Below are 18,823 nucleotides of genomic sequence, written 5' to 3' on the forward strand. Positions count from 1 at the left end.
AATATCCACCCGAGCATCAGGTCCGATCCATGCATTACCGATCGATCTCCGACATGAACGACACCATCGTAAGCAACCTTCACCGGCTGCCGCGCGATATCGACCTTGTGGTCGGCATTCCCAGAAGCGGCGTGCTGGCGGCGACGCTGGTCAGCCTCGCGGCCAACATCCCGATGACCGATCTGGACAGTTTCCTGGAAGGCCGGGTCTACACGTCCGGCATCACCAAGCGCCGCGCCGCGCTGGACCGCAAGGTCTCGGACATGCGCAAGGTGCTGGTGATCGACGATAGCGTCGCCGGCGGCAATGCAATGCGCGACGCCCGTGCCCGCATCAAGGGCGCCGGCATCGAGGCCGACTTCATCTTCTCCGCCGTCTTCGGCCTCGAGCCGCAGCATCAGGAGACCGATATTGTCTTCGAGGTCGTGCCGCATCCGCGCATGTTCCAGTGGAACTTCATGCATCACAAATTCCTGGCGCAATGCTGCGTCGACATAGACGGGGTGCTGTGCCTCGATCCGACCGAGGCCGAGAACGACGACGGTCCGGCCTATGAAAAGTTCCTCAGCGAGGCGCGGCCGCTTCATGCCGCGACCCACAAGATCGGCTGGCTGGTCACCAGCCGGCTCGAGAAATACCGCGCGTTGACCGAGGCGTGGCTGGCCAAGCACGAGATCCGGTACGACAAGCTCATCATGCTCGATCTGCCGAGCAAGGCGGAGCGCCAGCGGCTTGGCGCGCATGGCAGTTTCAAGGCCGATTTCTACCGCAAATCCGATGCCATCCTGTTCATCGAAAGCGAGCATGCCCAGGCGTTGAGGATCACGGAACTGTCGGGCAAACCGGTCCTGTGCGTCGAAACGCACATGGTCAGTTTTCCCGATGCGTTGTCGCTGCCGGCACTTGGCCAGGCCGCGCGAAACCTGCCGGCAAGGCTGCGGCAGATCAACTCGCAGGAAGGCCGCAAGAGCGCCGCCAAGACCATTGCGCGCACCCTGCTTGGCGCGCGCGGCTATGAAACGCTGAAGAACCGGGTCAAGCGCCTGGCCTGACGCGGTTGCTACGCGGCCTGGCGCGCGCGCTGCTGAACGGCCTTGTCCAATATTGAGAAGAAGGTGACGAACTGGCGGTCCGGATCGAGTTCCGGCCGGCCGGCGAAGCTGCGCGCGAGAGCCGAGACGCGCTCATATTCCTTGTTGTCGTTCCACAGGAGCCTGACGGCCGCGACCCAGTCGGCTAGCGGAGCATCATAGTCTAGCACCGCGCCGCCGGGGCCGATCGCTTCGGACAGGCCGCCGCGGCGCGAGCCGACGACCGGAATGCCGCTGCAATGGGCTTCCGACGCCACCCGGCCCCAGGCCTCTTCCCACTTGCTGGGGGCCAGCAGGATCCTGGTGCGGCCATAGACCGTCTTCATGTCGCTGGTGCGGCTTTCCAGGGTGACGTTGCCGAGCGGCGCGATCGTCTGTTCGATGCGCGCCCGGTGGTCGTCCTCCAGCTTCCAACTTTCGACGAACAGGAACGGGATTTCGGGGCATGCGCCGGCAAGGCGCACCGCAAGTTCGAAGCCCTTTTCCTCATAGGGATTGATCAGGGTGACGAACTGGCCCGTGGTCGGCGTGCTGTAGTGCGTCGGATTGATGGTCGGCGGGATCACCGCCGCCTCGATGCCGAACTCTCTGGCATAGGTGCGCGCGGTGAACTCGGAATTGGCTATGTAAAGCGCCGAGCCCAGCTCGCGCAGATCGCCGCCCAGCTCGTGAAATTCGACATTGCGGAGATAAACGACCAGCGGCACGCCCTTGGCCTGCAGCGCCTTGCCGAGCGGAACCGACTTGTGACACTGGACCACCGCCACATCAGGCTTCACCCGGTTGACGGCGAAGCTTGCCGCCTCCCAAGGGAACCATGCCCGGATCACCGGATAGCCGGGAAAGCTGTCGACGACCGCGGGCTGGCGCAAGAGCTTCATCTTGGCGCGCGCCTTGAAGCCAAAGACACCGTCGCCGAACAGGGCGGCAAGCACCGCGGCCTCATGCCCATGCTCGATCAGTTGCTCGGCCAGATGATGGGTGCTCGACTGGACGCCGCCGCTGAACTCCGGCGGGTAGCCATTGCCGCCTGCAAAAAGAACTTTCATGGTCGTCACTCCTGTCTTTTCGCGTTTCATTGCCCCCGGCTCGATGAAGGGCCGCGTCGAAGACCGCCTCAGGCAGTCTTTGGCGGATCAAGCGTCGCGAACGGATTCGTGCATGACTGCCATCCGGTGAACCGGATGGGATCATTGGGTGAACTGCGCCAGGCGTAGTCCGTCAACATGTGGAATTCGGCGACGACCCAGCGGTCGAAATGCCGAAGGTCGCGCTGCTTCTGTTTCGGCAACAACTGGCGTGCATGACCGAGCTTCGCCGTCTCGAGCAAGGTGACGGCGTCGCCGAGTTTTTCGCTGGGAAACATCCACGGATTGCGGTTGCGGAACTCCAGCACGAACTGCTGCAGATGCTCGATGCGTATGTTCAACCTGCCGAGATATTTTTCGAGCGTGACGCGAATCAGATCCTCGTCCGAAAACGAGGACACGGCCGCGTAGGCCACGCCCGTCGACGCAACTCCGCCAGCCATGATGGCCAGTACAGAACGCCGCGTGATCTCGATCATCAGTTAGCTCCCTCTTCTCACGCGATCCGGCTCGCCGCCCGCAAGGACAAGGCAGCGGCGGTCAGGCTCGGATTGGCGCAGGAACAGCTCGGATAGGTGCTGGTGCCGACGACAACCAGGTTTCTCAAGCGGTGATGGATCATGTCGCTGTCGATGACCGAATCGGCGGGACCGGTGCCCATCCTCAGCGTGCCCTGGACATGCGATTCCGACGGCCGGATACCACGGTCGAAGAGACGTTCCACCGGCAGCGGGGCGAGCAGTCCAGGCAATTTGTCCAGGGCCCGGGCCATGCCCTTGACTGCATAATCCGACGGCGCCTTGAAGGAGACGAAGGCGTTGTCATCCTCGTCGAGAGTGACAAAATTCTCGGGATCGAGCAGGTTTTCGGTGACCACGACCAGCGGCAGCGCCTGGCGCACCCGCCCCTTCTCGGCGCGCATCCCGTGCTGCCAGCGGTTCTCGAAATAGACCAGGGCCGCCGCGTGCTCGGACCGGTGCGGACCGTCATAGAGGCCGAAATTCAGGCCGGTTGTGATGGTGCTGCCGTCGAAATTGTCGACGCCGTCGAGATAGACCTCGAAGTTCCAGCCATAGGATTCGTGCAGGCCCCGGCCGACGAATTCATCGCCGAGGCCGGAGCGCAGCATGATCGCCGCGCTCTGGATGGCATTGGCGCCGAGAACAAAAAGGTCGCCGCTGACCTGATATTCCTTACCATCCTTCACAAAGGCAACCGAACGGACCGTGCCGCCGGCGTGATCGAGCCGCCGCACTTCGGCTCCGAGGCAGACCGAAACGTCGGGATGCTCGAAGACATGCATCAAGCCGTTGTTGGCGGTGAACTTGGCATCGACCGGGCACAGCCAGCAGCGCAGGTTGGCGCAGCAGGAGGTGCGCTGCGCGGTCGGCACGCGGGCGCGCGCGGTCGGCATGACGAAGTGCTGATCGGGCTGGGCCGCCTTCATCATCCTGTCCGGCGTCGACATGCGATGCGGCGGCTGCGGAAACGGCCTCGAGCGCGGCAGCATCGCCGCCATGTCGGGATCGCCCGAGATCGACATGATGTCTTCGGCGTCGCAATAGAACGGCTCGACATCGTCGTAGCTGATCGGCCAATCATTGCCGATGCCATAGGTGCTCTTCAGCCTGAAATCATTGGGGTGGAACCGCGGCGTCTGCGCGAACCAGCAATTGGTCCCGCCGCCCAGCCCGATCGTGTAATTCCACGGCTTGTCGGAATTGGTCTTGTAGGTCGTCTCGTCGTCTATGTCGGTGTTGGCGTTCTGGTCGAGCTGCCATTCATGCGTGTTGTGGCGTCCCCATTCCAGGATCAGGATGCGCGCCTTACGCCGATTGGCGAACTCATGCAGGAAGAAAGCCGAACCGAAGCCGGAACCGATCGCGACAACATCGAAATGATCCTTGGTGACTTGCTCGGGCTTTACGTCCAACACCATCAGTTGCGACTCCTTTCCGCGCCGGGCGCGTTCGTCTTGACTGTCCCATCCGATCCTGTTTCGGACTTATCCGTCTCGGGCCTCATGCCGCCAGCCTGCCGATCGAGTGATATTCGATGCCGTGGCGCGCCACGACCTTGGGATCATAGAGGTTGCGACCATCGAAGATGACCGGCGTGGTCAGTGCATCCTTCAGCGCATCGAAGGACGGTGCGCGAAAGCTCTTCCATTCGGTGGCGATCAGCAGCGCGTCGGCGCCGCGCAGCGCCGCTTCCTTGGTGCCGCACAGCATCAGGTCGTCGCGCAGTCCGTAGATGGCCTGGCATTCCTGCATGGCCTCGGGGTCATAGGCCTGGACGGTCGCGCCGGCGTTCCAGAGCGCCTCCATCAGCACGCGCGCGGGCGCCTCGCGCATGTCGTCGGTGTTGGGCTTGAAGGCCAGGCCCCAGAGCGCGAAGGTCTTGCCCTTGAGGTTGCCCTTGAAATAGCGGTGCACCTTGTCGAACAGGACGGATTTCTGGTCGTTGTTGCGCTCCTCGACGGCGCGCAGCAGCTTGGCGTCGAATTTGACGCCCTCGGCGGTCTTGATCAGGGCGCGGACGTCCTTGGGGAAACACGAGCCGCCATAGCCGAGACCCGGATAGATGAAGTGGTAACCGATGCGCGGATCGCTGCCGATGCCCTTGCGCACCTCCTCGATGTCGGCGCCAAGCTGCTCGGCGAGGTTCGCCATCTCGTTCATGAAGCTGATCTTGGTCGCCAGCATGCAATTGGCGGCGTATTTCGTGAATTCGGCGCTGCGCACGTCCATCACGATCATCTTCTCGTGGTTGCGGTTGAAGGGCGCGTAGAGTTCGCGCATCACCGCCTCGGTGTCCTCGCTGTCGGTGCCGACGATGATGCGGTCCGGCTTCATGCAATCGGCGACCGCGGAGCCTTCCTTGAGGAATTCGGGATTGGAGGCGACATCGAAGCTCAAATCCTCGCGGCCTCTTTTCTTCAGCGTCTCGGCGATCCTGGCCTTTACCTTTTCGCAGGTGCCGACCGGCACGGTCGACTTGCCGACGACGATCTTGGCGGTATCCATCTCGCGGCCGATGGTCTCGGCGACCGCCAGCACATATTTGAGATCGGCCGAGCCGTCCTCGCCGGGCGGTGTGCCGACCGCGATCATCTGGATTTCGCCATGCCTGACGCCGGCCGCCGCATCGGTGGTGAATTTGATGCGGCCGGCGGCGTGGTTCTCCCTGACGATGCTTTCAAGGCCTGGCTCGAAGATCGGGACAAAGCCCTGGTTGAGCCGCTCCACCTTGCTTGCGTCGACGTCGACGCAGACAACCTGGTGGCCAACCTCGGCAAGCACCGCCGCCTGCACTAGGCCGACATAGCCAATTCCAAACACCGTCAAGTTCATTCGGTTTCATTCCTGTCCAGGGCGTGGAGCCGTTTCCGGTCCGGCCGGTTCAATTCGTCTTTCCCAACTCTTTTACGCTGCATACCAGCGATTCCGGAAACTGGCAGGGCTGCCCGAGCGCGGTGAAGGCGACGCGTTCGACCTGGAGCGACACCTTGCCGTCCGGCTCGGCGAACGTCCCCATCCATCCCTTCATCGTGTCGCTGCCCCAAAGACTGAAGAAGATCTTCTGGGCATGGCTTGGCAGCTTCGCCGGATCCGTGATGGTGTTCACCAGCTGGCCGTTCACGTACCAGCGCAGGCTGTCCTTCTCCCAGACGAAGGCGTAGTCGTTGAAGGCGCTGTCGGTACCGCCGGGCACGTCGACCAGCTTCTCGTTCTTGCCCTTGCCGCCGATATAGGCGTTGACCTGCACCTTCGACGTATCCTTGGTCAGGACCTCGAAGTCGATCTCGTCCCAAGGCTGCTTGTCGGACGGACCGATATAGGTGAAGAAAGCCGCGTTGAGGCCGGAGCCGGCGCCGGTCTTCATCCGCGCCTCATAGGTGCCGTAGCCGAAACGCTGCTTGGTCTGGATCTCGCCGCAGGCGAACTCGCGATCCTTGGTCTTCTGCTTCGCGAAACCGAGCGAAAGAACGCCATCGGAAAGCTCGACCAGACCTTTCGACCATGTGCAATTCTGATGGCTGCCGTTCGTCCAGCCGTCTGAAACGTACCAGCGTCCACGATCCAGGCTCTTGAAGTCGTCGACGAAAGAGGGCGCGGACTGGATGTTCTGCGCATGAGACGGACTTGCCGACAGGCTGCCAAGCACGGCGAGCAGCAAAGCAACCGCCAGACCGGACCGCCGGCCGAAATGCGGGCTTGAAAGGGGCTCGATTGCTGTCGTGGACATGGTTTTTGGTTCCGAACTCATGACAAACTCACCTTTGCGCTGTGTCCCCAACCCAAAGTCGACGTTTGAACCGCTTCCAAACGGGCCAACCTTGACCTCTTCAATCCCCCCTCCCGACTTCCAGCCCCGCATCAACTCTATCGTAACAGTCCCGCGCAGCCACTTTCACCCTCGGCCGGCTCCCTGCTGCCTGATCTGGCCCACCGTCGTCGAATCGTCCGCCGCATGGTCGAAGACCATATCCAGCGAATGACGGAGCTCGCGCATTGCGCCGCCCTGGCGCGCCAATGCCGCGATGCGGCGCTCGCTGTTCAAGATCGACTGCGTCAAGGCACCAACTTCGGACGAGCGGCGGTCGGAGGCGGAGCCGTTTTCCATCGCTTCGACGAGGAAGGCCGCGTTGGTCGCCTCCTTGCGGTAGCGGACCTCCAGACCAGTTTTCTCGGCATCGATTTCGGCCGCGATCTGCTCGAACAGCTTCGCCAACCGGTCCAGGCGCGCGACGTCGGTGTGCCTGTCGCGGGCCGGATCCCTTGATCTGAAGCCGAATATCGAGGCCATGAACTTAAATTCCCGTCATCGCCGGCTTTCTGGGCCGGCTTCTGGCCAATCCCCGCAACGGGGGCTGAAAAACTCGTACCGCGCCGTCCGTCTCCTCTGACGAAGAGAGACTTCGGACCAGTCCGATCGGGGGCCAGTTCGGCTGGTCGTTCAATTTGCTGCACCGCAGCATAGACTGCCATCCCCGGAGCCGCGAGGCAACCACCCAATTCGTAAACTCATAAATCCGATCGAAATGATTGCGAGGGGGCTCGTGGCCGGCAGGCAACCCGAATGCTCCCGGCGCCTCAGGACCCCTTGCCCGTGCTGGTTCCGGCCATCAGGAAACGCAGCGGCGGCACGTGCTTGTTCCTGGACACGAGACCGACACTTCGCAACAGCGCCTCGATCTTGTCGGATGCCACGCCCTGGACGATGGGGACGAGGTTGGATTGGCTTGCGAATGCATAGGCCGCGGCCGACGCCAGGCCCCGCTCGGCCTTCACGTCGAGAAAATTGCGCAGCCGGTATTTGTCGCGCACATGCCGCTCGTGCCGCCTCAGGACCGCCTTGGACCCTTCCGGCAGGCTGTCAATGGCCAGTAGCGCCAGATCCGCATCGGCCAGCCGCTTCAGGTCCTGCGTCTTGTGGCGGCCGCTGAGCGAATCGGCGCGCACGATGGCGCCGTAGCCGCAGGAGCGGATGACCTTGAACCGCGCCCCATGGGCGACCGCGCGCGCGTAGAGTTCGTAGTCCTCGCCCAGTCGCAGGCTCTCGTCGTAACGCAACCCGTGGCGGTCCAGAAAGGCACGGCTGATGACGGGCTTCAAGAAGCCCAGTTCGCCTCTTTGCACGCGGCGCCTGGAGATGTTGCCTTCCACGAAACGTTCGAAATCGAGGAATTCCGGCTCGGCGGCAAAATCCGGGGCGACGATTTTGGTCGCGTCCCCGGTCGCATCATCCCTGATGAGCATGATGTTGTCGGCGGCGAAATCCCAATCGGCGCCGGCAAACAGGGTCCGAAACCGGCCCTCGAGGAAAAAATCGTCGGCATCCAGAATGCTGATGAACGGGGCTCGCGAACCGGCGATCGCGGCATTGCGGGCAAAGGACGGGCCGCGATTGACGTCGAGACGCATGACCGCAAGCCGGCCGCTGCCGTCGTCGGCCGAGCGGGCGACCTCGGCCGTATTGTCGGTCGAGCCGTCGTCGACGACGACGACCTCCGCCACTTCCGGTTCCTGCAGCGCGGATGCGATGGCAACCGCGATGGTGCGCGCCGCGTTCTTGGCCGCGATGATCACACAGACCTCGGATTTCGTCGTCGACATGGAATTTGCCTCTTGCACAGGTTCCGTTTTGCCCTCGCCCTGTACGCGTCCGATATCCACCGCCATCAAGGACTGGCCGGCCGTTCGAAGATCCGGCGGCTGATGTCGGCCGACGCCGCCCAGCCTGCCTCGGAAAGGTAGCGGACCGGTGCCCGGCCGCACAATTCCCACAACACCGTCCGCCGCTGCGGCCAGCGCAACGACGGCAGCCATGGCGCGATGACCATGCTGAGCAGGTCCTCATTGCCGATGCGCGACAGGATGGGCTTTGCCCGCTCCGACAGAAGCGTGCCGGTGCCGCCCAGCAGCACATCGGCGGCGCGCAGGCCGAGCAACAAGGTGTCGTCCAGTCCCTGGGTCACCGCGGCATCGAGCACACGCTGCTGATCGGCCTCGCCAAGGCGGCTGGCGCTGGCCCTGATATCACAGACATAGCCGGCGCAAGGTTCGCGGTTGAACAGCGCCTTGGCGACGCTGATGCAGGACAGCATCAGCGTGTCGGCGGCCGAGGTGAAGGGGACTTCGGCGCCGGCGATTTCGACCAACCGTTTTCGCCGCAGGAACCCGTCGGAATCGCGCGGGCTCGGCGAGCCGGGCTGCTGGAGCCGGTAATGCAGGTCGACCGTGGATGATTTCGGCCCGTTGCCGCGGATCATGTGCTGTTCGCCAAGGAAGCGGACCCACCAGACCGAGCGTGACTTGCCCGAGACCTCATAGCCGATCGCGCGCAGCGCTTCGCGCGCCTTCAAGAAGCCGGCAGGCGAAACCAGTATGTCGACATCGCCCGAAGGCTTCATGAAGTGATCGTCGTAGAGCAAATGCTGCTGGAACGGCCCCTTCAGAAAGACAAAATCGATCCGCTTGTCGCGCAGCGCCTCGTGGATGGCTATCGAATCCATGAGGCAGGCGGCGTTCATCGAGACTGTCCTCCTGCGATAGGTTTCGAGCCACTGGAAGAGTTCTGCCGGCCTCTCATGCGCCGGCGCGCGCGACAGTGCCTTCAGGACGAAGGTGGCGACCTTGTTCAGCCTGGCGATATCAGCGACGGCAGCGTCGGAAAGGCCCGGCGTCGAGACGTCGCCGGCCGTCGCCGCCGCCCCCCCGAAATACCCCCGTAAGCACGCTTGCACATAGGCGATCTCGTCGGCGCAGTCGGCGGCGCGGAGTCTTTCATAGGAGCTTTCCGGCAAGGCCATTGAGCGCACAGTCTCCAAAAAGCGGTTTGCGCGACGCGTATGCTGCAAGTGCGAAGCAAAGCATCCTCAAAAACCGCGGCGCCGTAAAGCCTTTCCTTTCGCACCACGGAGTTTTGCAACCATAGCGTTTGCCTGGCCAATCCCGAAGAGCGGCGCCGACCGAGCAAAATTCCGGCTCCGTTGAGCCGGCCGGCCGGCGACCGACAGAGAAAGCCAAGGAAATTTGGCATTTTTCAGGCCCGTCTAAAAAAGCACCAGCTCTGCAATTTTTTTATGCAAGCAAAATCAACAGTTTAGTAAAAGCGCCACAACAATGCTCAGTTACGTCGTTTTCAACGCAAAAACGGCCGAATTTTGAGCATCCTCCACACACATGGTGACACTCGCAACCCGGAATTGATTAACCAGAGGTAAATCAGGCTTGACTCATAAATGCTGCCATGCAGCTATTGCGCTGCAGCATGAAAGTGCTGACGGCAATCGACAGGCCGTTTCCAGTCCCCGATAGGAGAGTAAAATGGAACAGAATGTTGAAAGGCAGGAGTACGAAACGCCAAACCTGACCGTGCATGGTTCGATCGAGACCATCACACAGGGCGGCGGCGGCAACACGGCGATCGATGCGTCGTTCCCCGCGCATACGCCAATTGGCGACCTCACGTTCTCTTGAGACTATCCTGATTCTGGAGGAATGACGTTGGGCCTCCAGGATCGAAGATAAATAAAATGGAGCCGGGGATGAAAATCCCCGACTTTCCATTGAAACGATGACGCGTAAACCGTGTGTTAAACGAGGTTTTAGGATGAACTGGAACCCATCCGAGCACGATTGCGTAAAGGCCACCAAGGACGCCGTTGCTTGTGAATTCGGCGGCGGCCTCGCGCTTCTCAACCTGAAATCCAATATTTATTACAGCCTCAACGGCGTCGGCGCTTTTATTTGGGAACTCATCCAGGAACCCAGGCCGATCGCCGATATCCGCGGCGCCGTCCTTGCGCGCTACAATGTCGATCCCGACCGCTGCAAGGCCGATGTCGACGCCCTGCTGAAGGGCCTGGCGGAAAACGGGCTTGCGAGGCTGGAGCATGAGGCACTCGTCTAGGCAGGTGTCGCAAAAGGCCATGGTTGCGCGGCAAAGACCTGTAACGCAGAGAACCCCGACGCCGATGAAGCAGCGGCCCGGGCGGCGGAGCCTGGCCCGGATTTTGTCCTTGAGCGGCTGGGAAGCATTTTTCCTGTGCCGCTGCCTGCTGGTGGTCGCGGCCGTCCGGCTTGGGTTGACATTGTTCTCCTACAACCGCGTCCGCGCGATGGTGACACGGCTCAACGCGCGCCAATGCGCCAGCATGGGCGAGTTGCGGCTTGTCGCCTGGGGGGTTGCGGCGGCCGCACGGTTCGTGCCGGGCGCCACATGCCTGACCCAGGCGCTTTCGGGCCAATACCTGCTCGCGCGCCAGGGCAACGCCTCGAATATCCGCATCGGCATCGAGCGCGGCACGGGCGAACAATTGAAAGCACATGCCTGGCTGGTCAGCGACGACCACATCGTGCTTGGCGGATCCGTCGATGGTTTCGCGCATCTGGTCGACCACGGCAGCCGATGAGCGGCGTGGCCGGAATCCTGCTGCGAGAGGGCCCCGCGCCGGCTGAAGCGGCGAGCGGCATCCAGCAGATGCTGGCGCGCATGCGCCATCGCGGCCCCGACGGAAGCTCATGGTGGCTGGACAGCGGCATCGCGCTTGGCCACGCCTGGCTCAACACGACCGAGGGAGCCGGCCCCGGGCCGCTGACCATGGCTGGCGGCAAGCTCGCCATCACCGCCGACTGCCGGCTCGACAACCGCGACGAACTGCTCGCCAGGCTCGGCATCAGGGACAGCTCAGTCGCCGATGCGGCATTGCTGATGCGGGCCTATCTGCGCTGGGGTGAAGACTGCCCCATGCATCTGCAAGGCGATTTCGCTTTTGCCATCTGGGATGGGGAGCGGCGGCTTTTGTTCTGCGCGCGAGACCATTTCGGGGTCAAGCCGTTCTACTACCACGCGGCCGAGCAGCGCTTTACCTTTGCTTCCGAGATCGGCCCGATCCTCGGCGCCGAGGGGGTCGGCGCGCGCATCAGCGAACACCGGATTTCGGGATTCCTGGCCGGGCTGCCCGACGACCCGCAATCCACGCCCTATAGCGACGTCTTCGCTCTGCCAGCGCGTCACAGCCTCACCGTCACCGCGCAACGCGTGGTGCTGCGCCGATACTGGCAGATCGAGCCATCGCAGCGAGCGTCGCGGTCCGATGCCGCGGAGGAATTCGCCCATCTGTTCTCGCAATCGGTCCGCAATCGCATGCGTGGAAGTCCGTCGGTCGGCGCGATGCTGAGCGGAGGCCTCGATTCTTCCTCGATCGCGTGCGTGGCCGGCCTGCGGAACGCCGCCGAGCGGAAACCGAAACTGCCAACCTTTTCGTTGATTTTCGAGAAGGGTTCGTCGATGGACGAGCGCTTCTTCATCGATGCCGTGCTCGATCAGCGGAACACCGACCCGACGCTGATCCCTGTCGGCAATTATGCGCCTTTCGCTGAATTCGACCGTGTGCTGGAGGAGCAGGAAGGCACCTTCCTGGCGCCGGGCCTGACGCTGACCCGCGGTATCTACCGGACGGCGGGCGCCAAGGGCATCAAGGTGCTCCTCGACGGCCACGGCGGCGACGAGGTCGTCTCGCAGGGGCATGGCCATCTGCACGAGCTTGCCAATGGCGGCAGATGGCTGGATCTGTGGCGCGAGGTCCGCAGCGCCTCCAACACCTATGGCGACAGCACGCTCGGCCTCTATTTCCAGTTCCTCACTATTTACGGGCCCGCCTGGCGCATCGCCAAGCTGAGGCAGTTGGGGAACCGGGCCCTCAACAGAATACGCAAACCTGCCCAAACGCGGCGTGGCCGGAGCTGGCGCGACCTGATCAATCCGGACCTTGCCAGGCGAACCGAGCTCATCGACCGGTTCCACCGGGCTGGCTATATGCCACCCGGCGTCCAGGCCAGCGACGCGCTCAGCCATCGCTGGATCCTGTCCAACGGCTATGTCCCGCACTCCTTCGAGGTTCTGGACAAGGCCGCCGCCAATTTCGGCGTCGAGCCGCGTTATCCGTTCTGGGACAAGCCGCTGGTCGAATTCTGCCTGGGGCTGCCGGGCGAGGAGAAGCTCAGTCACGGCTTTGGCCGCTATGTGCTGCGCCGGGCCATGGAGGGCATCCTGCCGGCGGCGGTCCAGTGGCGGCGCGACAAGATCGATTTCACCGCCAACCTAGTCAACGGCATGGTGCGCAATCATCGCGACCTCCTGGAACAGCTTCTCGTTTCGGACACCGGCCGCATCGCGCCCTATGTCAACCTGCCTCAGGTGAGCGCAGCCTATGCACGGCTGCTGCGCCAGCCGGAGCAGGCGGCGCCGCTCGATGTCCAGTATGTCTGGCGCTCGGTGTCCCTGTCGCTGTGGCTGCGGCAGGTCCAGCATGGCGGGAGCCCCGCATGATGTCTCGCCATGAGCCGTTCGCCGGCGATCTCGATCATCTTTCCCGGCACGGCAGGATCGCGGGACAACGACGCTATTACCGCGCCTACGGCCTGACCATTGCGTCCGACGTATCATTGCCCGAGCTGGAGCCCGCGGAGCCGGCGGCGACGGATATCCTGATTGCCCTCGGCACTATCGACATGCCGAAGCAGGCGCCCGATGCCGCGACTATCTTCCGCTTCGAACCCAATCGGCAATATCTGGCCTGGGAGGCCGTCGGCGCCTTCCTGATCAGCGATGCCAGACGCATCGATGTCGAGCCCGCGCCGGGCGTCGACGACGCCCTGCTTGCCTTCCCGTTGCTGGGGCCGGTGCTGGCGCTGCTCCTGCACCAGCGCGGCCTGCTGGTCCTGCATGCCAGCGCCATCGCGGTGGCCGGCAAGGGCGCCATCTTCATGGGCGACAAGGGCGCCGGCAAGTCGACGACGGCAAGCGCGCTGATCCGGGCCGGACATGATCTGCTTACCGACGACGTCGTGGCGCTCGATCTGGCGGAGCCGAGCCAGCCGATGATCGTTCCGGGTTTTCCGCAGATCAAGCTTGCCGCCGATGCCGCGGCGGCGATTCCGCTCGATCAGGCGCAGGTGCGGCCGCAAGTGCATCCGGCGATCGAGAAGATGCAACATCGCCTGCACGGCGCCTTCTCCGACAACAGAGTGCCGGCGGCCAGGATTTATATTCTCGAGCGCGGCCAAAGCGCCGGGATTACTCCCCTGCCTCACATCGCGGCCTTGCCGGCCATCATCAGATTCTCCTACGTGACGCGTTTCGGCCGGGCGGCGCTCTCCGGCGATTTCGCGGCGGTGCATCTTCGCCACTGTTCAGCAATCGCTAACCATGTCGGCGTGTGCCGGCTGGACGTTCCGACCGGCATCGACAGGATCGGCGAGGCTGTGGCGCTGATCGAAAAGGAACTGGCTGGAGATGCCTAGGTCATCGGTCTTCAGCCTGTCGCTGTTTCGCGACGTCGCGGCGTTCGGCGCCGTCATTGCTCAGATCGGCGGGCGGCGAACCTGGACGGCGCTGCTGTTCCTAATCCTCGGCAGCCTGACGGAAGGCATTTCCATCCTGCTGCTGGTGCCGCTGCTGCATCTGGTCGGCCGCGCCGACCAGGATTTCGCGGTCAGGCTGCCGAACATCGATTTCGTGCGCTGGCTGGTGCCGGGGGGAACGCTGCAGCTGACCACGGTGCTTTGTGCGCTGGTCGGGCTTGTTGCCGTTCAGGCAGCCTTCAATCGCTTCAAGTCGGTCTACATGGCGAGGCTGCTCTTCGATTTCATCAACCGCTTGCGCATGAACCTGTTCGAAAGCATCGGCAAGGCGCGTTGGGGCGTGTTCACGCGCATGCGCGGCTCCGACCTCGACCATGCCCTGACCGGCGACATCGACCGCGTCCAGGGGGCGGCCTTCTCGCTGCTGATGCTGGTGCAGATCGCCGTGCTACTGGCGGGCTATCTGATCATTTCCATGTTCATCTCGCCCGTGATGACGCTGTTCGCGGTGGTCATCGGCATGCTGATGTTTGTCGCGCTGCAGCCGTTTCGCGCACGGGCCACCGCTTTTGGCCGTGTCCTGACAAGCAATCGCCAGGACCAGTACCGGACGGTCTCGGAATTTCTCGGCGGCATCAAGGTGGCCAAGAGCCTGAATGTCGAGGCCAGCTATTTCGCGCAGTTGCAGGCAACGCTCGAAAGAATGAAGGCCGACAACATCGCCTATGTCCGCAACTCCTCGATCGGCACGGCCGTGTTCCAGGTGGCGAGCGTGATGGGCTTGAGCGTCTTCATCTATGTGGCGCTGGTCCGCTTCAATCTGTCGCTGGCCGAGATCGTCGTGCTGCTGCTGGTCTTCATGCGCATCGCGCCGCGCTTCATGGACATGCAGACGCAGGCACAGCAAGTGCTGATCAACCTGCCCGCCTATACGGCAATGCGTAGCCTGCAGGCCCGTTTCGACGCCGAGCGGGAGCCAGGCCATGCCGGGTTGGAGGGCACCCGCAAGCTGGCCCTCGATACGGGGCTGAACATTCGCGACGTCTCCTTCACCTACGACGATGCCGGCAAACCGGTGGTGAGCGATATCACCTTCGGCCTTCCGGCCGGCAAGGTCACGGCGCTGATCGGCCCGTCCGGATCAGGCAAGAGCACGATCGCCGACATGCTGCTTGGCCTACTCGAGCCGACCGCCGGCAAGATCCTCGTCGATGGCGTCGAGATCGATGCCGGCAATCGCCGGCGCTGGCGCGATCAAGTGGCCTATGTGCCGCAGGATGTGTTCCTGTTGCATGACACGATCGCGGCGAACCTGCGTCTTGCCGCGCCCCAGGCCAGCGACGAGGAGTTGTGGATCGCGTTGCGTGCCGCCCATGCCGGCGAGTTCGTCGAACGGCTGGATCTGCGGCTGAAGACGGTGGTCGGCGACCGCGGCGTGCGGCTGTCCGGCGGCGAGCGGCAGCGCATCGCGCTGGCGCGCGCGCTGCTGCGCAAGCCCTCGCTGCTCATCCTGGACGAGGCCACCAGCGCGCTCGACTGGCAGAACCAGTCGCTGATCGCCAGGTCGATCGATGGCCTGCGCGGCGCGATGACGATCCTGACCATCGCGCACCGGCCATCGATGATCGCTTTCGCCGACTGGGTGGTGGCGATGGAGGACGGCCGCGTCGTGGAGGTCGGGCAGTATCAGCGCCTCAAGGCGAAGCCGGGGAGCCGGTTGTCCAGGATGCTGTCGGGAGAACAGTCGGAGGCCGAGCCCGCCGATGTGGCCTGAGGCCGGCCCCTTGGGCTTAATGCAAGCTACGGCGAGCGCTGCCCAGCTTCTCGCCCTCGGACACTTCGGGGGCGTTCTGCTTTCTCTCGGCTTCGCGCAGCCTGTCGGCCGGCGTCGGCTCGCTCCTGGCAATCATGGCGTAGACAACCGCGAAGTAGCCGGCCTGGATGACCACGGCGCAGATGACGACGCGCAACAGCGTCGTGCCAAGCGAAGCCCCACCCAGCCAGGACCACGCGACGACGATCGCGAGCGCGAAAAGCATCCCAACTATGAATTTTGGAAGCGACATACCCAACAGCCCATAAACCGGCTCGGGTATATCCAACGATAGCCCCACCCGAGCGCCGTCCCTTGTGATGCGGGCTTGTTAACCACCCGCTCTCGACCGGTTGCTTCCGGCCTTTCAACCTGTCGCCACCGTGACAGGTATAATTTGCAATTCTATTAAGGCGAGCAGAAGGCGGCAAGGGCAACCGCACATATTTTTGATTGAGCTTACGCGTTCGACTCTGCCATGCTGCAACGCACGCGACCTCACTCCACTCAACCTGCAGCCGTCAGAGACCGTGAGTACACTCCATAATATTAGGTAGTATTTTAGGTGAATAGTTTCGAGTATGGCATCTGGCTAAAGCACCCTATAGCCCCAACCACAGGAGCCTAGAACGCGCCGCCTACGAAACGCCTCAAAAAGGTCTCGATTTTTTTATCCTTGCCCAATTATTGTCACAAATGTGCTAAAGATTTCGAAATTTGTGCAGACCGAGCTTATTATTTAGTCAATTCATGACGCGACTATTTCAATTCGATGGGAAATTGTGTGTTGCGCTGCAGCATTTTTTTGGTATCGTGCGGTCAACCATTCGTTCACCGCATGGAGTTTCCGTATGAGGGATATTGCCAAGTCGGCCACGGCGGGCTTTTCGCAGGCTGACACCGACTTTCCGCCGCCGATCGGCGGCCTCATCAAGCGGAGTTTCGACATCGCCGGGTCGCTGGCCGGGCTGATCGCGCTCAGCCCGCTGTTCATCATGATAGCGCTGCTCGTCAAATTCTCCGATGGCGGATCGATTTTCTACGGGCACCGGCGAATCGGGCGTGGCGGAAGGCTGTTCTCCTGCCTCAAATTCCGCACCATGGTTCCGGACGGGGACAAGGTGCTAGCCGCCTATCTTGCGACCAATCCAGACGCCAATGCGGAATGGATAGCGACCCGCAAGCTGAAGAACGACCCGCGTGTTACCCGCGTCGGTGCGGTCCTGCGCAAGCTCAGCCTCGATGAATTGCCGCAGATCATCAACATCCTCCAGGGCGACATGAGCCTGGTGGGACCTCGCCCGGTGGTCCGCGACGAACTGGAAATCTACGGCTCCGCGGCGGTCTACTATCTGAAGTCGCGGCCCGGCCTGACCGGCCTGTGGCAGGTCAGCGGCCGCAACGACGTCTCCTATGACAGCCGTGTCGCGTTCGACCGCCACTATGTCGAGAACTGGTCGTTGTTCGAGGACGTTCGCATCATCATCCGGACCGTGCCGGCCGTCTGGATGTCCCGCGGCTCTTACTGATCGGCGGCTTGTGTAAGCAGACATCCGGCGGCAAGCTCATCGGGCGATGGGGCTAAAACGGATCGGAACGTTCAGTTGAAGATAGACATGTTCGAAGCCTTTGGCAGCGGCCCGTTTTCCGGCCGCTCGCGGCTCGTGGCCACGTGCCTTGCGATGTCGCTCGCTTTTCCCCAGTTCGCCTCGGCAGACGATTACCGTCTGGGCTCCCAGGACAAGCTCACCATCCGCATCGCCGAATGGCAGACCGTCGAAAGCACCTTCCGCGACTGGTCGTCGGTCAACGGCCAATACACGGTCGGCCCGGCCGGCACGCTGTCGGTGCCCTTCGTCGGCGAATTGCCGGCGGCCGGCAAGACGACGGCGGAGGTCGCCACGGCGATCGGCGAGGCGTTGCAGCACAAGCTTGCTTTGTCGGACAAGCCCGAAGCCTCGGTCGAAATGGCGCAGTTCCGGCCGTTCTATATTTCGGGCGAAGTGCAGAATCCCGGCCAGTTTCCCTTTGTGCCCGATCTGACGGTGCTGAAAGCGATCAGCGTCGCAGGCGGCATCAGGCGCAACACCGACTACGGCCCCCAGCTCGGCAAGGACCTGGTGACCGCCAAGGGCAATTTCGATATCTCCGACGATCAACGCGTCCGGCTGATCATCAGACGCGCCCGTATCGATGCCGATCTGGCCGGCAAGGCGAGTTTTGAAGCGCCGCAAGAGGTCGAGGGCGATCCACGGCTGCCGGCCATCATCGCCGACGAGATGACGATCCTGACCGCCGACCAGAAGGCACTGAAGCTGAAGCTCGAGGCGCTCGACGATCTCAAGGGTGTGCTGCAGGCCGAAATCGAATCGCTGCAGAAGAAGATCGTCAACCAGCAGAAGCAGGTCGACCTGGCACAACAGCAGCTCGCCAGCATCGGTCCGCTGGCGCAGAAGGGCCTGGTCGCCAATGCGCGGCTGCTGGATTCGCAGCAGTCCGTCACCGACCTGCAGGGCAAGATCCTGGACTATGAGACGGCCATCCTCACCGCCAAGCAGGCGATCAGCAAGGCGACGCAGGACGCCATCGATGCCCAGAACACGTTGAGCTCGAGCCTCGCCGCCGACCGGCAGCAGACCGAAGCCGACCTGAACGAGGCCGCGCTGAAGGCGAATATGCAGAAAGGCCTGATCGCCCAGGCCAGCGATCCCGCGACGACGGCCGCCATCACCAACGACCAGCAGCCTACCTTGCTCTATTCGCTGGTTCGCAATGTCGATGGCAAGACCAGCGAAATCGCAGCCAAGGAAGACACGCTGGTGCTGCCTGGCGATGTCATCAAGATCAAGCTGGCGCCGCTCGCCAGCCAGTAGGGCGCGGAAATCCTGGCGCGACCTGGCGCTTTCGATCCAGAACGCAAGACTTCAAACTCCGCCAGGCCTGCCCGGCGGAGTTTTT

18 protein-coding genes are annotated in these 18,823 nt (G+C 62.8%); 9 read left to right on the forward strand and 9 right to left on the reverse strand.

The annotated features are described in order from the left end of the window. Window positions 1-29 precede the first annotated feature (29 nt). On the forward strand, window positions 30-1,052 hold the full coding sequence (locus LB564_RS08220) for a phosphoribosyltransferase family protein (protein ID WP_224536488.1): 1,023 nt from the start codon (window positions 30-32) through the stop codon (window positions 1,050-1,052). 8 nt (window positions 1,053-1,060) lie between these two features. Here the strand turns inward: LB564_RS08220 and LB564_RS08225 are convergent, their stop codons facing one another. The 8 genes from LB564_RS08225 to LB564_RS08260 form a co-directional block, all read right to left on the reverse strand. Continuing rightward, on the reverse strand, window positions 1,061-2,140 hold the full coding sequence (locus LB564_RS08225) for a glycosyltransferase (RefSeq protein ID WP_224536490.1): 1,080 nt from the start codon (window positions 2,138-2,140) through the stop codon (window positions 1,061-1,063). 68 nt (window positions 2,141-2,208) lie between these two features. Beyond that, window positions 2,209-2,658: a hypothetical protein gene (locus tag LB564_RS08230; RefSeq protein ID WP_224536492.1), complete on the reverse strand. Its 450-nt coding sequence runs from the start codon at window positions 2,656-2,658 to the stop codon at window positions 2,209-2,211. Between the two features lie 17 nt (window positions 2,659-2,675). Beyond that, window positions 2,676-4,118 carry a GMC oxidoreductase gene (locus tag LB564_RS08235; RefSeq protein ID WP_224536494.1) on the reverse strand — a complete coding sequence of 481 codons (1,443 nt, stop codon included), beginning with the start codon at window positions 4,116-4,118 and terminating at the stop codon, window positions 2,676-2,678. An 82-nt stretch (window positions 4,119-4,200) separates the two neighbouring features. Next, window positions 4,201-5,532 (reverse strand): UDP-glucose dehydrogenase family protein, encoded by a 1,332-nt coding sequence (locus LB564_RS08240; protein ID WP_224536496.1) that lies wholly within the window; start codon window positions 5,530-5,532, stop codon window positions 4,201-4,203. A gap of 49 nt (window positions 5,533-5,581) precedes the next feature. Further along, complete coding sequence (locus LB564_RS08245) at window positions 5,582-6,448, reverse strand: glycoside hydrolase family 16 protein (RefSeq protein WP_224536497.1); 867 nt, start codon at window positions 6,446-6,448, stop codon at window positions 5,582-5,584. Between the two features lie 144 nt (window positions 6,449-6,592). Further along, complete coding sequence (locus LB564_RS08250) at window positions 6,593-6,988, reverse strand: hypothetical protein (RefSeq protein WP_224536499.1); 396 nt, start codon at window positions 6,986-6,988, stop codon at window positions 6,593-6,595. 287 nt (window positions 6,989-7,275) lie between these two features. Continuing rightward, window positions 7,276-8,298, reverse strand: coding sequence for a glycosyltransferase family 2 protein (locus LB564_RS08255; protein ID WP_140709474.1), 1,023 nt, complete (start codon window positions 8,296-8,298; stop codon window positions 7,276-7,278). 65 nt (window positions 8,299-8,363) lie between these two features. After that, window positions 8,364-9,494 (reverse strand): nucleotidyltransferase family protein, encoded by a 1,131-nt coding sequence (locus LB564_RS08260; protein ID WP_224536501.1) that lies wholly within the window; start codon window positions 9,492-9,494, stop codon window positions 8,364-8,366. 517 nt (window positions 9,495-10,011) lie between these two features. On the opposite strand from LB564_RS08260, the gene LB564_RS08265 reads away from it, so the two are divergent. The 6 genes from LB564_RS08265 (at window position 10,012) to LB564_RS08290 (ending at window position 15,826) form a co-directional block, all read left to right on the forward strand. Then, window positions 10,012-10,164, forward strand: coding sequence for a lasso peptide (locus LB564_RS08265; RefSeq protein WP_140709470.1), 153 nt, complete (start codon window positions 10,012-10,014; stop codon window positions 10,162-10,164). A gap of 133 nt (window positions 10,165-10,297) precedes the next feature. Next, window positions 10,298-10,597: a PqqD family protein gene (locus LB564_RS08270; RefSeq protein ID WP_140709468.1), complete on the forward strand. Its 300-nt coding sequence runs from the start codon at window positions 10,298-10,300 to the stop codon at window positions 10,595-10,597. Window positions 10,598-10,706: 109 nt separating this feature from the next. After that, entirely contained in the window at window positions 10,707-11,099 is a 393-nt protein-coding gene (locus LB564_RS08275; RefSeq protein WP_224536503.1) for a lasso peptide biosynthesis B2 protein, read from the forward strand. Continuing rightward, window positions 11,096-13,018, forward strand: a complete 1,923-nt coding sequence (locus LB564_RS08280) for a lasso peptide isopeptide bond-forming cyclase (protein ID WP_224536506.1) — start codon at window positions 11,096-11,098, stop codon at window positions 13,016-13,018. The genes LB564_RS08275 and LB564_RS08280 overlap by 4 nt, the downstream gene beginning before the upstream one ends. Continuing rightward, window positions 13,015-13,992 carry a serine kinase gene (locus tag LB564_RS08285; RefSeq protein WP_140709462.1) on the forward strand — a complete coding sequence of 326 codons (978 nt, stop codon included), beginning with the start codon at window positions 13,015-13,017 and terminating at the stop codon, window positions 13,990-13,992. The genes LB564_RS08280 and LB564_RS08285 overlap by 4 nt, the downstream gene beginning before the upstream one ends. Further along, entirely contained in the window at window positions 13,985-15,826 is a 1,842-nt protein-coding gene (locus LB564_RS08290) for an ABC transporter ATP-binding protein (RefSeq protein ID WP_224536509.1), read from the forward strand. The genes LB564_RS08285 and LB564_RS08290 overlap by 8 nt, the downstream gene beginning before the upstream one ends. Window positions 15,827-15,842: 16 nt before the next feature. On the opposite strand, the gene LB564_RS08295 is transcribed toward LB564_RS08290, so the two are convergent. Continuing rightward, window positions 15,843-16,118, reverse strand: a complete 276-nt coding sequence (locus tag LB564_RS08295; protein WP_140709458.1) for an exopolysaccharide production repressor exox — start codon at window positions 16,116-16,118, stop codon at window positions 15,843-15,845. Between the two features lie 598 nt (window positions 16,119-16,716). Between LB564_RS08295 and LB564_RS08300 the strand changes: the two genes are divergently transcribed. Further along, on the forward strand, window positions 16,717-17,394 hold the full coding sequence (locus LB564_RS08300) for a sugar transferase (protein WP_140709456.1): 678 nt from the start codon (window positions 16,717-16,719) through the stop codon (window positions 17,392-17,394). Between the two features lie 87 nt (window positions 17,395-17,481). Next, window positions 17,482-18,738, forward strand: a complete 1,257-nt coding sequence (locus LB564_RS08305; protein WP_224536510.1) for a polysaccharide biosynthesis/export family protein — start codon at window positions 17,482-17,484, stop codon at window positions 18,736-18,738. Window positions 18,739-18,823 lie beyond the last annotated feature (85 nt).

The organism is Mesorhizobium sp. ES1-6 (genome assembly GCF_020164775.1).
Taxonomy (GTDB): domain Bacteria; phylum Pseudomonadota; class Alphaproteobacteria; order Rhizobiales; family Rhizobiaceae; genus Mesorhizobium.

Coding starts and splice junctions, on each gene's coding strand:
- LB564_RS08285 (WP_140709462.1), top strand. CDS start 13,015: ATGATGTCTCGCCATGAGCCGTTCGCCGGCGATCTCGATCATCTTTCC.
- LB564_RS08270 (WP_140709468.1), top strand. CDS start 10,298: ATGAACTGGAACCCATCCGAGCACGATTGCGTAAAGGCCACCAAGGAC.
- LB564_RS08305 (WP_224536510.1), top strand. CDS start 17,482: ATGTTCGAAGCCTTTGGCAGCGGCCCGTTTTCCGGCCGCTCGCGGCTC.
- LB564_RS08300 (WP_140709456.1), top strand. CDS start 16,717: ATGAGGGATATTGCCAAGTCGGCCACGGCGGGCTTTTCGCAGGCTGAC.
- LB564_RS08225 (WP_224536490.1), bottom strand. CDS start 2,140: ATGAAAGTTCTTTTTGCAGGCGGCAATGGCTACCCGCCGGAGTTCAGC.
- LB564_RS08230 (WP_224536492.1), bottom strand. CDS start 2,658: ATGATCGAGATCACGCGGCGTTCTGTACTGGCCATCATGGCTGGCGGA.
- LB564_RS08250 (WP_224536499.1), bottom strand. CDS start 6,988: ATGGCCTCGATATTCGGCTTCAGATCAAGGGATCCGGCCCGCGACAGG.
- LB564_RS08235 (WP_224536494.1), bottom strand. CDS start 4,118: ATGGTGTTGGACGTAAAGCCCGAGCAAGTCACCAAGGATCATTTCGAT.
- LB564_RS08245 (WP_224536497.1), bottom strand. CDS start 6,448: ATGAGTTCGGAACCAAAAACCATGTCCACGACAGCAATCGAGCCCCTT.
- LB564_RS08255 (WP_140709474.1), bottom strand. CDS start 8,298: ATGTCGACGACGAAATCCGAGGTCTGTGTGATCATCGCGGCCAAGAAC.
- LB564_RS08265 (WP_140709470.1), top strand. CDS start 10,012: ATGGAACAGAATGTTGAAAGGCAGGAGTACGAAACGCCAAACCTGACC.
- LB564_RS08260 (WP_224536501.1), bottom strand. CDS start 9,494: ATGGCCTTGCCGGAAAGCTCCTATGAAAGACTCCGCGCCGCCGACTGC.
- LB564_RS08290 (WP_224536509.1), top strand. CDS start 13,985: ATGCCTAGGTCATCGGTCTTCAGCCTGTCGCTGTTTCGCGACGTCGCG.
- LB564_RS08295 (WP_140709458.1), bottom strand. CDS start 16,118: ATGTCGCTTCCAAAATTCATAGTTGGGATGCTTTTCGCGCTCGCGATC.
- LB564_RS08240 (WP_224536496.1), bottom strand. CDS start 5,532: ATGAACTTGACGGTGTTTGGAATTGGCTATGTCGGCCTAGTGCAGGCG.
- LB564_RS08280 (WP_224536506.1), top strand. CDS start 11,096: ATGAGCGGCGTGGCCGGAATCCTGCTGCGAGAGGGCCCCGCGCCGGCT.
- LB564_RS08220 (WP_224536488.1), top strand. CDS start 30: ATGCATTACCGATCGATCTCCGACATGAACGACACCATCGTAAGCAAC.